This window comes from Stenotrophomonas sp. GSD10 (genome assembly GCF_056172695.1).
In genome coordinates this window covers 1,134,249-1,147,053 of sequence record NZ_JAOCMC010000002.1, presented here as the reverse complement: position 1 = coordinate 1,147,053, position 12,805 = coordinate 1,134,249, and the positions used below count along the sequence as shown (strand labels likewise).

Here is a 12,805-nt window from a genome sequence, read left to right as displayed (position 1 = left end):
CTCGTTACTCGCCCGGCAAACCGAGCTTCGTGGTACCAAAGCCGTATTTGGTTTCCATCAGCTTCTTCACCGGCCCCATGCCCTCCACGCTCATCTTTCCGTCCGGCGTGCCACAGCGAGTACCAACCTGCGTCCTGGCGTATTGCAGCTCGGCTTCACGACTGCGCTTGGGCCGAGGATCAGGCTCCCACCAGGGGAAATGGGCGTAGGGCTTGTTGGTCGAGACTTCATAGCGCCAGCACACGAACGACAGGGTCTCTTTACCGGCAGCGTCGTAGTCATACACGCGGTAAGAGCTGTAGCCATTGGTGAGCGGCGTGAGCTTCAAGATGCCTTTGTCGGCGTAGGCGCGCAGGTTCTCGGTGTAGCCGTCGTCATCGGATACCGGACCGGACAGGATCACTCGCGTGAGCTTGCCATTTGCGTCGTAGTTCTCCTGACGATTCAGATCCAGCCTGCGCCACTGGCGTTCGCTCGGATGCTTTGCCTGCGGTCCGAATACTTCGAAAATCCTGCTATCCGACCGGTGCAGATACTCACGCACACGGGTATAGCCTGTGACTCCTTCAAAGTACCCCTTGGCGACCTCTGGAGGAACACGCTCACCCGGGAACGTGTACCGCACCTCCTGCGACACGCTCCGACTGCGCTCTGCGAAAACTGGAGTGGCGTCAGACGGAACCAGCGTAGCGGAAGGGCTTTGCACCCCTACAAGCCCTCGCTTTTCGCTGCCATAGAAGCGAATGCCGACGATCCGTTTCAGTTCAGCATCGTCGACATTGACGAAGCCCCCACAGTCCAGGCACCATCGGTCGCCTCCGTTCCAAGGCCGACGTCCTCGCGGTAGGGATCCTCACCTGGCTTACGGGTGGCCTGCTTGACTACATCGGAAGCGCGCAATCCATCCGGCCGATAAGTGAAGTACCGAGTGGTAACGCGGGATGGCATATCGCGGAGCTGCGAACACTGGAACTCTGGCTTATCCGAGACAATCAACCCAGAACTCTCATTTGCCACTTCTATGCGACCCTTTTCGTCGTAGAGTGCACAGAACGTTGTGACCTTGCGCCCTGCGGCGTCAATCTGTTGAATCGATGTCAATTGGCCTGACCCGTCATAATCAAGCTCGTGCGTCTTGTAGACCTCGAAGTAGGGATACACATGCCTGACTGCAGGGTGCAGGCTTTCAGGAACCTGTGCGCCAATCAACTTGTGCTCTCGCTTTTTCCATTGCTCGGCGCGACATATCCGTTGTCCTTGAACGCCTTTTTCCAAGTAGTAGACCGAACCACCACTCGAGTCGAACGGCTTATTGTTCAACTCACTTACTTGAGGGTTCATGTCAATTCGCACATAGGGGGCAGCCGTGTTCGCACGATCGAGACTGGCGGCTACTGCAGACCCTTCGCCAACTTCCCTCGGCGAGAACTTGAGCACCACTTCAGTGCCGTGAAACGGTGCATTCTTCTCGTTTGACGAACCACAATCGGCAAGCGCAGCCTGTACAGCACACAGGCCACCCAAGACGAAGAATACCCTCAACAATTGATACCCACTCATACCTGCTCTCCGTGTTTCCAGGGGACCTGCCGACTCGAGTAAGCCAGTTCAGTTGACCTATCCCCCTGAACAGGCACGACTGCAATGATCTCGCTCGGCATCGTGGCAGCCGGGTCATCCATTCCGCTGCCCCAAAGTAGCGGCATGGTGACCCAGAAGCCCTGAATTCCCTTGCGCTTATCATCACCTCTCAGCAGCTTTGTCGCCCCTTCTGCATCATGCCGACCGACAGCACTGGTCACGTAGTTGGTCACAATGCTCGGCTCCTGCATGAATTCAGGCTGCAGGTCAGGGGGCTGCGCATACAACATACGCTTGACGTGCCCCTTGTCACTCAAACCTGCTGCGGGGAACCCATGAAACACGGAATCGTAGCGCGGGAACGAATCGCGAGGGACATTCGTGAAGACACGCTGATAAGCTTCCGAATTGGCGTCCGCAAGCTCCCTGATTCCCGCCCAAGTTCTGGCACTTGCCGGTTTGTCGACCTCCAGGGTTGGAACGTTTTCGCTGAACCAAGGGTAGTAGTCTTCGGTTGCATTAGAAAAGACGAATTGCTTCCCCCTTCTCAGGCTTCGTCTCAAGCGCCTGCCCCAGGAACTTCTTCCAAAGCTTCATCCGAAGATCCCGCGCAAACTTCCGGGTTATCACCTGCAAGCCATTGCCCAGGTCCATCGACTTGGCCGCACCATCCACGATCACTGCGGCGATCTCGGTATCGCCCGTGCCCAGCAGGCTGCGGTCGTTGCAGTTCGCACTTCCAATGATGGCCACGGCGTCGTCCACGATCAGCAGCTTGGAGTGTACGTAACACTGCTCGGTCACCACGTACAAGGGGTGGCCTGATTCGCGCCGATCGTATGCGGTGCGTAGTGGTTCTTATGGTTGACGTCGGCAAGGACCCCATAGCTTCTCAGGTTCATTACCGACAGATATTCCTTCCAGCGCCCGGCCTTCACCTCTGCCTGCAGATCGGCCTCTTCCACGCTCGCCTCGCGGATGTCCTTGTCGCGCGCGATCAGTGAACGGCAGATGCGCCGGATCAGGCTGTCGTCGCCACGCAACAGGGTCTGCTGCACCCAGTACTGCTGCTTCAGCACGGCACCGTCGAACAGGCTGCCTTCCGGATGCACGGGCAAGGTGATGTACACATGGAAGCCCTGTCCGGCCACGATGGCGCGACGGATGCGCGCGGCGATGGCCGCCACCAGCGGGTTGCTGGCTGCTGACTTCACGCCCTGCTTGCGCTTCACCAGGTCCTGCACGACGCCGGTTTTCCCGATGGGCCCACTCATGGCCACGCCCTTGTCCACGTAGCCGGCCTTCTTCTTTTCGGCTTTGGTCATGGGCCGCCGTTCGCCGCCCTTGATCGCCGTCTCCACTGTCCTGCCGGCCTCAGCGTCGGACCAACCGCATTCGGAAATCAGGAACTGGGTCTCGAGGTAGACAAAAGCACGCGCCGAGGCGATGCAGTTGACCATCGCATCAAGGATGGAGTGCATCGGCTGGTTGCGCTCCCAGTACGGCTGCAGGCAGCTGGCATCGTCCAGGTTCAGGCCGAGTTCCTTGCAGCCCTTCTTTTCCAGCGCATGCAATGCCGTGCCCGAGGAACGCACGATCTGTACGGTGACGTCGCCGGCCGTGCCCGGCCGGGCCAGGTCACCGAACAACGCCTGCATGCCGCCCATCGACTGCAGCCATTGATCGCTCAACGGCGTCAGTTCCATGCCACGTGCCAGCGTGGTCTGCTCCGGCAGGCCCGCGCCCATCCAGTCGTTGGCGCCGCGGATGCCACGGTTCAGGACCTTGCGCACCGCCGTGCCGATTTCACGGTCGCCACGCTGGTTCTGCCAGACCATGGCGTTCCAGCGGTGCATGAAGTTGCGGCAGATATCGAACACCGCCGGGCCCTGCAGGCGCGCGTGCACATCCTGCCACGGCATGCGCGGCTGGCGGCCACTGTCGAGCAGGCGCTGGATGCGATCCACCGGCTCGTTGATCCACTTCACCAGCGATTCCCACGCCTGCTTGGCCTTGTTGAACTTGGCCTCGATCTCGTCATATTTGGTCTTGGCGTCCTTGACCAGCGAGTCAGGATCGCGCACGTATCCCACAACGGTGGTGGCCGTCTTGATCGGGCCCAGAATGACGTCCTTGATCGCGGCCTTGCGCTCATCGACCCACTCGCCGAACTTCTTCGCCTGGATCTTGGTGAAGCCTTCCACCGCACGCCCGGCGGCGGCAGCCGCCTCGCCGACGTTCAGCTTGACCGCTTCGTCGGCGGCCCGGTTGGAGGCGGAGATGACGTCGGCGTATTCCTTTTCGATCTCGGTCAACCACCCTTGAATGGCCAGGAAGGTCTTGGCGACTGAACGCTGTACCTTGACGGCTTCTTCCATGCCCGGAATGACCATTTCGGCGAGCTTGCGGATGCCTTCGCGTTCCAGTGCGTCGGGAACGCCCAGCTTGTCCGCATAGTCCTGCAGTTCGGCCAGTGCGGCGCCTGCATCCCACTGCGCCTTCATCCGGTCCAGCGCGATGGCCAGGCCCGGCACGTATGCCTGGGCAAAGCCGGGGCGGACACGGCCGACCGCATCCGGGCTGGTATCGGGCTTGTCCAGGGTCAGGTCCTGCTCAGCACTCGTCATGCCCCGGAATTTGCTCAGGCAGTTGTTGTAGTGGTCATTGAGCACATGCAGCTTCGGGTCGCAGACCACATCGAAGTTGCCGTCGTCCCAGCGCCCGTGGGCGATGTCCAGGCCGCCGACGAAACCGATCTTCCCGTCCACCACCAGGATCTTCTGGTGGTGCGAGAAGGCGATGTTGAAGGCATCGGTGCGGCCGGTGGCCGGGTTGTGCAGGCCGACCTGCACCTGCCCCGGGGTGTTGGCATCCTGCATCTTGTACAGGGCCGTGCGCGCTTCGTTCTCGTGGGTGTAGGCCGCCGCCTCGACACTGTCGTAGAGCAGCACCCGCACGTCCACGCCGCGCTGGTTGATGGCATCGAACAGCAGTTCGCTCAGGCGGCTGGCGTGGGCGCCACCGCGGCTGTCCAGCTCGGTGTCGAAGTTCATCTGCCAGTCGGCGATGAAGATGAACTTCTGCGCGCCGCGGATGGCATCGGCCATCGCCTTCATCGCCGAGCGGCCGTCGGTGTAGGCGTCAACCTTGTTGCCGCTCCGCACCGGCGCGAACTGCCGGTCCGGTGGCGCGTAATAGTCGCCGCTGGTGGTGCCCTTCTGCCCGTCCAGGCAGGTCAATGCGTTATGCGGGACGCTGCCCAGCTTGGTGCCGTCTGCCATCACTGGATCTCCTTGCGCTGGGCCGGGTCGGCGTCGATGTGCGACTGGAATTCGTACTCGGCGCGCTGCCGGTAGGCATGCAGCGCCGCGTCATCGGGAAGGTCGGCCAGGGTCTTGCCGTAGTTGATCGCTTCGAGCGTGTCCATGGTGGCGCGCACGCCCGGCGAACTGCTGTAGGGGCGCGGACGCTGCAGGGGAATCGCGTCGATCCCATGCACCAGGAACAGGCGCCCCGGGAACCGGCCGGCATCGTTCCAGATCTTCGCGCACAGGGTGTCATCCAGGCTGACGTCGCCCTGCTCGTCGGCCTGCCCTTCGGCAAGGGTCTCGGCCCAGTTGCCCGGTACCAGCGCGCCATCACGCATGTCCTCGTCCAGCGCCTGGCGGGTACGCACGATCTTCCAGGGCTGGCCTGCCAGCGGATGCCCCTGTGGTCCCGGAATGTCCTGCAGGCGGAAGGCCAGCTTCGGAATCTGCTCGCTGAGGGTGCTGGTCGGCATGTCCGGGAGCGCGTAGCTGAGCTGCGCAGGCCCGACGAAGGATTTCTGTCCGGCATGCACGGTGATGGTGCCGGGACAGTTCACCACCAGGTTGCCGCCCTCCAGGGTGAGGCTGGCACCACCGGCGGTGGCGATGTGCAGGGTGCGCGGCGCGGCCAGCTCGACAGCGGCCTGGGCGCTGGCGGCACGCAATGCCGCCCGCGACTGCACGGTGATCGCTGCGGACTGGGCGCGGACGTCCAGCGCTGCCTGCCCCGCTACCACGGTCAATGCCGCATCGCCGGCAAACCCCCGACCGCTGGCGGCCAGCAGGCCGACCGCCTGCGTCGCGTGCAGGCGCGCGTTGCCGGCCACGCTGGCGTCACTGTGCTGGCCACTGGCCAGGACCACCTGGCAGGCGCTGCTCCAGTGCAGGCCCTGACCGGTGACCATCGCCAGCCCGGCATGGCCATGCAGCCCCAGCGTGGGTTCACGGGTGTGCGGGATGTTGCCGGCCGTGGCACGCTCATCGCCGCCTGTGCGTGCCAGGTCATAGCTCTGCCCTGGCACGACGGCACGGGCAATCCGCTGCAGGCCGGCCAGGCCGGCGCTGTCGTCCGACGGTGCATGGCTGGCCAGGCCGACGGTGCGGTGGACCGCGGCCACGTTGTGACTGGAGGCCGCCAGCGTGGTGGCCTGCTGCAGCAGCGCGCCTGCGGGCACCGCTTCGCCGGCCGGCGACAACGCGGTATGAGGGCGTGCGCTCAACCAGACGCCACGTTCGGCGCGGAGCGCACCCCAGGCATCGCTGCGCAGTTCCACGCCCTCACCGCGCAGGGAACCGCGATGGTTGTCGGCCTGGTGCAGCAGGTGCCCCAGGTTCAGCTCGCTGTGGGCCTGGCTGCTGGCCAGCTGCAGGCGCAGCTGTGCATCGGTATCGTCGAAGACCAGGCGGTTGTAGCCACTGCCAGACCATTCCCGCGACTGGATGCCCCACAACGCACCGGCGTGCCGATGCTGGTCGTCGCCGGCGGCCATGGCGTGCCAGGCCGGCGCGTGGCCACCGGCCGCGTTGCCCTGCGCGCTCGGCCGGTTGTCGGCGGCCTGCTTGAACATGTCGCTGCCACTGTCCGCCGCGGCAGCCCCGGCAGGCGTGGGGGCGATGCCGGCGTCGCCACGGCCGTTGTAGAGGGCACCGAGCACCAACGGCCGGTCGATGTCACCATCCAGGAAACCGATCAGCACTTCCTGGCCCACGCGGGGCAGGAACTGCGCCCCGACACCCGGCCCGGCATAGCGCTGTGCCACCCGCATCCAGCAGGTGGCAGCCGCATCGGAGGCCCCCTGCAGATGCAGGCGGACCCGTATCCGGCCCTGGCTGTCGGCATGCAGGTCGGCGTCGTCGCGGCCTGCGCCGGACACCACTGTGGCGCTCTGGTGACCGGGCGCGATCGGGCGCGGGTTGAGCCGCTGCCCGGTGCCGTCGAGCAGGACCGGACGCCAGCGCTGCTGCTGGTCGACGGCACGGAACCGGTTGGCGTAGCCCATCGCGGGGCTTGCTTCCAGCGGCGCACCGGGCAGCGCGACGCTGGCGGAAAGCCAGCGGGCCGGCGGCGCCGCACGCGGCTGATCGCGCCCTTGCGCGACCGGTAGCGGGTTGCAGCCATGATGGAGTATCTCGGTGGGCAGGATCACCGGCGCCGAACCGGTACCCGTGGCCAGCACACGGATGAACCGGCCCGCCTGCAGGCTGCGGACAGTACCCGCCCCCCACCATCCGCCCAACCCGGCTTCATGGGCTTCGGCGGCCAGCCGGGCCCGTCGCTGGCCATCACCGGCGTCGGCGAACGCATGCGCACCAGCCGGATCGTAGACTTCGCGCGAACCGTGGCCGGCGCCCTGCAACGGCAGCTGCGCATGGCGGACGACCGGCCCCTTGTAATCGCTGGTGACCAATGACAGCCGGTTGCTGCCCAGCTGCCGACGCGCGCCCAGTGCCTGCAGGGCATCAGCCTGCTCGGTGCCGTCATGGCGATGGAAGCGGATACCGCCGTCGCGGGCCGACTGCGGATTTTCCGGCTGCGCGCTGCTGTCGGAGAACAGCACAAGCGTCAGTGCGCCCTCGGCGTCGTTCTGGAAGGCACCGGCAATCCCCTCTTCGGCCAGCAGGCGCTGCACGAAGGCCAGGTCCGATTCCCGGTACTGCACGCAGTAGCTGCGCGCCGGTGCGGCGGCCAGGTCGGCCACCGCATCATCGCTCCAGCGCCACCGGGCCAGTCCGGCATGCCCGCCCAGCACGTCCTCGACGATCTCGCGCACGCTGCGCGCCTGGTACACACGGCTGTGCCGGGCATGCCCCAGCAGCCAGGTCCACGGCACACAGTGCAGGCGGTAGCGCGCCAGCCCGCCGTCGGTATCCAGCAGGCGCATCGCGGCGATGTAACCGCAACGGACATGGTCCTGGCCGTCATCCAGCCGGGTGATCAGCGTCGCCTTGCGCCCGGGTCCCTCACTGATGGGCAGGCCGGCATCCACATGCAGCACATCCACCCAGTAATCGAATCCGTCACCGAGGCGCTCGTGGCCCCACCATTGTTCGACGAGCAGCGGGGGCAGGCCCTCGGCCTGCAGACGGTGCAGCTGGTGCTCGGGCTCCAGCCCGACCAGCGAAGCGAGTGCGACTCGCGCGTGTGAAGCATCCATGACGTCTCCTGAGCCAGGCACTCCTGTCCTGGCGATGGCTTGCCTGCCTGCTTCCCCCTGCACCTGGCCGCACCGCCGCCGGAATTCCGGAAGTGGCCAGGCAGGCAGTCCGCGCACAGCGCAGGACCGGGTGGAAGACCCTGTTTCCTTGGGGCTCGGGGCCGATACTCGTCCCCGCACGGGGCTGCCGTCAAGTTTCCGGCGCCCCGGCGGCCAGCCTCCGTGACGTTTTTTCACCACCGGCTCATACCGCTTGTGGCACAAGCAGTGGCGAGGTCTATCCACAGGTTTGCGCAGGTACCGTCCACACCCGGTGTGGAGAACTTCCCCGCGCGCCCGTGCTGGCCGTCCGCGCACCCGCGCGCTACCCTTGTTTCCCCTTGAAGACACTGCGGTGGAAGGCGTCCGCCCCACCCCGAGCAATGAAAAGCATCGAGCATCGAGACTTCACCCTGTCGCCGGAAGACATTGAGCGGCTGGCCAACCTGTGTGGCCCGTTCGACGGCCATTTGCGACAGGTCGAACTGAAACTGGGCGTGGAAATCGCCAATCGCGGCTTCGTGTTCCGCATCAGCGGCCCGAAGGACGCCATCGTCGAGGCACAGAAGCTGATCGAGGCGCTGTACGCCGAGACCGCCGAGACCACCTTCGACAACCACGCCATCCACCTGCGCCTGGCGCAGGCCAATCTCGAGCAGATCGCCGAGCGCTCCTACGAGGCACAGGACGTGGCGATCAAGGTCAAGCGCGGCACGGTGCGCGGCCGCGGCGCCAACCAGGGCCGCTACCTGCACCAGATCGCCACCCATGACATCAACTTCGGCATCGGCCCGGCCGGTACCGGCAAGACCTTCCTGGCCGTCGCCAGCGCGGTGGAAGCGCTGAACGAATCACGGGTGCAGCGCCTGATCCTGGTACGCCCGGCGGTGGAGGCCGGCGAGAAGCTGGGCTTCCTGCCCGGCGACCTGAGCCAGAAGGTGGACCCCTATCTGCGCCCGCTGTATGACGCGCTGTACGAGATGATGGGCGTGGAGAAGGTGGTCAAGCTGCTGGAGCGGAACGTCATCGAGATCGCGCCGCTGGCGTACATGCGCGGGCGCACGCTCAACGATGCGTTCGTGATCCTGGATGAAGCGCAGAACACCACCATCGAGCAGATGAAGATGTTCCTGACCCGCCTCGGCTACGGCTCCACCGCCGTGGTGACCGGCGACCTGACCCAGACCGACCTGCCCAAGCATGTGAAGTCGGGCCTGCGCGATGCCATCGATGTGCTGCGCGACGTCGACGGCGTCAGCTTCACCTTCTTCGAATCGCGCGACGTGGTCCGCCACCCGCTGGTGGCGCGCATCGTCAGCGCCTACGATCGCCGCGACCTGCATCAGATCCAACCTGGAGCGACTCCATGACCCGTGGTCCCGTGCGACTGGATGTCGCCGTCAGTTACGCCCTGCCCCGTGCCGGCCTGCCGTCGGCGGTGAGTTTCCGCAAGTGGGTGGCGGCCGCGCTGAAGGGCCGCATCCGCGAGGCCGACCTGGCCATCCGCGTGGTCGATGCCAAGGAAGGACAGTCGTTGAACCGCCACTACCGCGGCAAGGACTACGCCACCAACGTGCTCAGCTTCCCGGCCGAAGTGCCCGAAGGCCTGCCCAAGGGCGTGAAGTTCCCGCTGCTGGGCGACCTGGTGATCTGTGCGCCGGTGGTGGCCCGCGAGGCCGACGAACAGGGCAAGGCGCTCAATGCCCACTATGCGCACCTGACCGTGCACGGCGTGCTGCACCTGCTGGGCTGGGACCACGAGGACGACAAGGAAGCCGAAGCGATGGAACAGCTGGAGCGCGAGATCCTGGCCGAGCTCGGCATTGCCGACCCTTACGCCGGCGAGCGCTGAACGTGCCATTTCAACGCCGAGCCTGCGCTCGGCTGCGCCACCGGACTTGACCGGAATGCAGCCGGGCATGGGCCCGGCTCTACTACGGAAACCCTTTCGTGCTGCTGCGTACTGCCCTGCCCCTGCTGCTTGCCGTGTCCGCCCCCGCCTCTGCGCTTGATCTGCCGGCCCTGATCGAATGCCGCCAGGGCGTGGCCGACCAGGCCGCGCTGGCGCCCCTGCTGGCCGACCCACTCAAGGCCGTGGCCCAGGGCCTGCAGCCGCTGCCGCAGGGCAACCAGTTCATGAGCGAGTACCGGCTGGCGCAGCCGATCAGCGTGTTCGGTGCCCGCACCGAACGGGTCGCCGTGGCCGGTTCCAGCGTCATGGCGATCCTCGACCAGGCCGACCCGCGGCCACTGGCCAAGCGGCTGGGACTGGAGACCGGCTACGACCAGGATGGCAAGTTCATGGCCGGGCGCGAGCTGGTCAGCCGCGACGTGACCGACCCGAAGACCGGCGAGGCCCAGATCGAGTCGATCATCCTCAGCGTCTCCACCGTGGCCTCCCACCCCGGCAAGACCCTGGCCGGCTGCACCTACAGCCTGGACCTGCCCGAAGAAGAAGCCCCCGCCCGGCCTGAACTGGCCCCACCGCCGATCACCGGCCCGGGCAGCGACGGTCACTGACAGGGCGCCACATCCTGCTAGACTGGGCCCAACGCCCGGCTTGCCGGGTGCCCTTTTTCCAGAGATGTCAGAAGACGACAGTAGTAGCTCCGCACAGGAGCCCAGTGAAAAGAAGCGCGGCTGGCTTGAACGCCTGACCTCGGCCTTCTCCGGCGAACCCCATACCCGCGACGAGCTGGTCGCTGTCCTGCACACCGCGCAGGAAGAGGGTCTGATCGCCGCCGATACCCTGAAGATGATGGAAGGCGCCATTTCGGTGGCCGAACTGACCGTGGGCGACGTGATGATCTCGCGCTCGCAGATGGTCTCGCTGCCGGTCGAGGCGCCCTTCCTGGAACTGATGAAGCAGGTGGTCGAATCCGGCCATTCGCGCTTCCCGGTGCATGGCGAGAACAAGGACGACATCCTTGGCATCCTGCTGGCCAAGGACCTGCTGCGCGGCGTGGTGGCCGACAACGGGCCGGCCAACGTGCGTGAGCTGCTGCGCCCGGCAGTGCTGATTCCCGAAGCCAAGAAGCTCAACGTGCTGCTGAAGGAATTCCGCCTGTCGCGCAACCACATGGCCATCGTGGTCGACGAGTACGGCGGTGTTGCCGGCCTGGTCACCATCGAGGACGTGCTGGAGCAGATCGTCGGCGAGATCGACGACGAGCATGACGAGGCCGAGGATCCGTCGGCGCAGATCGCCATCCAGTCCGACGGCCAGTACGTGGTCGATGCGCTGACCCCGATCGGCGACTTCAACGAACGCTTCGGGGCCAGCTTCTCCGATGAGGACTACGACACCATCGGCGGCCTGGTCACCGAGGCCGTGGGCCATCTGCCGGAAGTCGGCGACGAGCTGGCACTGGACCGCTTCATGTTCCGCGTTGCCCGCGCCGATGCGCGCCGGGTGCAGGCCTTCCACGTGACCGTGCTGCCGCCGGACGCGCAGGACGACACTTGAAGCGCCGCGGCCTGATCGTGACCCTCTGGCTGGCACTGTGCGTGCTGGCCATGGCCCTGCCGCTGGCCGCCTTCGCGCAGCCGGCGGCAGCCCCGTCTGGCGCTGCGGCGCCTGCCGGCATTGAGGCCCCCGCCCCGCGCATCGGCGTGGTGACCATGCAGCCGGGCACGGTGTTCTTCGAACGCTTCGGCCACGACGCCATCGTCGTGCTCGATCCGGTCAGTGGTCAGGCGACTTCGTACAACTTCGGCTACTTCGATCCGTCCGAGGACGATTTCATCGGCCGCTTCGTGCGCGGCGAGATGATGTATTACCTGGTCGCGCTGCCGTTGCAGCAGGACCTGTCGTACTACGACGAGACCGGCCGCGGCGCCAGCGTGCAGTGGCTGGACCTGCGCCCGGACCAGGCGCGGGCGATGGCCGCCGATCTGGCCGAACGCGCGAAGCCGGAGAACGCGCGCTACCACTACGACTACTACATCGCCAACTGCGCCACGATGGTGCGCGACACCGTGGACAAGGCGCTGGGTGGCGGCCTGAAGTCGCAGCTGGCCGGGCGTTCGCGCGGCAACACCTACCGCAGCGAGTCGGTGCGCCTGGCCTCGCCGGCACCGTGGATGTGGCTGGGCTTCGACCTTGGCCTGGGGCCGTTCGCCGACCAGCCGCTGTCGCGCTGGCAGGAAGCGTTCGTGCCGATGCGGCTGGCCGATGCACTGCGCCAGGCGCGCAACAGTGATGGCCGGCCGTTGGTGCAGTCCGAGCAGGAACTGCTGCCGCACCGCATCGATCCGGAACCGAAGGAAACTGCGCGCCGCTGGTGGCCCTGGCTGCTGCTGGGCCTGGCCGTCGCCGCCGGTGTGCTGGCGCTGCGCCGGCGTCCGCGCCTGCTGGCCGGGCTGGCGTTGCCGTTCTGGCTGTTCTGCGCCGTTGCCGGTGGCCTGCTGGTGTTCCTGTGGGGCTTCAGCATCCACTACGCGGCCTGGGCCAACCGCAACCTGCTGCTGCTTTCGCCGCTGGCGGTGCTGCTGCTGCCGGGCGCCATCGCCCTGCTGCGCCGGCGCGTGCCGGGGCGCATGTTCAGGATCGTGCTGTGGCTGCTGGCGGTGCAGGCCGTGGCCGCGCTGGTGCTGCACTGGCTGAGCCTGCAGGCACAGTACAACGTGCAGTGGATCGTGCTGCTGCTGCCGATCCACGTGGCGTTGGCCTGGGTGCTGGGGCGCCATCCTCACTTGTCCGAAACACGGCCCTGACGCACG

The 12,805-nt window shown here is 66.0% G+C and carries 11 protein-coding genes; 5 read left to right on the top strand and 6 right to left on the bottom strand.

The annotated features are described in order from the left end of the window. Positions 1-4: 4 nt before the first annotated feature. The 6 genes from N4G47_RS05435 to N4G47_RS05410 all read right to left on the bottom strand — a co-directional run bounded on the left by N4G47_RS05435 (position 5) and on the right by N4G47_RS05410 (position 8,044). Positions 5-637, bottom strand: a complete 633-nt coding sequence (locus N4G47_RS05435) for a hypothetical protein (RefSeq protein ID WP_475285697.1) — start codon at positions 635-637, stop codon at positions 5-7. 122 nt (positions 638-759) lie between these two features. Next, positions 760-1,560 carry a hypothetical protein gene (locus N4G47_RS05430; RefSeq protein WP_475285695.1) on the bottom strand — a complete coding sequence of 267 codons (801 nt, stop codon included), beginning with the start codon at positions 1,558-1,560 and terminating at the stop codon, positions 760-762. Continuing rightward, on the bottom strand, positions 1,557-2,144 hold the full coding sequence (locus N4G47_RS05425) for a hypothetical protein (protein ID WP_475285693.1): 588 nt from the start codon (positions 2,142-2,144) through the stop codon (positions 1,557-1,559). Before N4G47_RS05425 ends, N4G47_RS05430 begins: the two co-directional genes overlap by 4 nt. Further along, positions 2,101-2,388 (bottom strand): phospholipase D-like domain-containing protein, encoded by a 288-nt coding sequence (locus N4G47_RS05420; RefSeq protein ID WP_475289896.1) that lies wholly within the window; start codon positions 2,386-2,388, stop codon positions 2,101-2,103. Before N4G47_RS05420 ends, N4G47_RS05425 begins: the two co-directional genes overlap by 44 nt. Further along, a complete protein-coding gene (locus N4G47_RS05415) occupies positions 2,382-4,862 on the bottom strand; it encodes a phospholipase D-like domain-containing protein (protein ID WP_475285691.1) in 2,481 nt (826 codons plus the stop codon). Before N4G47_RS05415 ends, N4G47_RS05420 begins: the two co-directional genes overlap by 7 nt. After that, on the bottom strand, positions 4,862-8,044 hold the full coding sequence (locus tag N4G47_RS05410; RefSeq protein WP_475285689.1) for a type VI secretion system Vgr family protein: 3,183 nt from the start codon (positions 8,042-8,044) through the stop codon (positions 4,862-4,864). Before N4G47_RS05410 ends, N4G47_RS05415 begins: the two co-directional genes overlap by 1 nt. A 422-nt stretch (positions 8,045-8,466) precedes the next feature. On the opposite strand from N4G47_RS05410, the gene N4G47_RS05405 reads away from it, so the two are divergent. From N4G47_RS05405 to N4G47_RS05385, 5 genes are all read left to right on the top strand, one after another. Then, entirely contained in the window at positions 8,467-9,453 is a 987-nt protein-coding gene (locus tag N4G47_RS05405; protein WP_475285687.1) for a PhoH family protein, read from the top strand. Then, complete coding sequence (gene ybeY, locus N4G47_RS05400; RefSeq protein ID WP_107230403.1) at positions 9,450-9,935, top strand: rRNA maturation RNase YbeY; 486 nt, start codon at positions 9,450-9,452, stop codon at positions 9,933-9,935. Before N4G47_RS05405 ends, ybeY begins: the two co-directional genes overlap by 4 nt. A gap of 101 nt (positions 9,936-10,036) precedes the next feature. After that, the gene (locus N4G47_RS05395; protein WP_475289895.1) at positions 10,037-10,603 is read left to right on the top strand and encodes a hypothetical protein; all 567 of its coding nucleotides are present in this window, start codon (positions 10,037-10,039) and stop codon (positions 10,601-10,603) included. Between the two features lie 64 nt (positions 10,604-10,667). After that, on the top strand, positions 10,668-11,549 hold the full coding sequence (locus N4G47_RS05390; RefSeq protein WP_475285685.1) for an HlyC/CorC family transporter: 882 nt from the start codon (positions 10,668-10,670) through the stop codon (positions 11,547-11,549). Next, positions 11,546-12,799, top strand: coding sequence for a lipoprotein N-acyltransferase Lnb domain-containing protein (locus tag N4G47_RS05385; RefSeq protein WP_475285683.1), 1,254 nt, complete (start codon positions 11,546-11,548; stop codon positions 12,797-12,799). The genes N4G47_RS05390 and N4G47_RS05385 overlap by 4 nt, the downstream gene beginning before the upstream one ends. Positions 12,800-12,805: the final 6 nt, after the last annotated feature.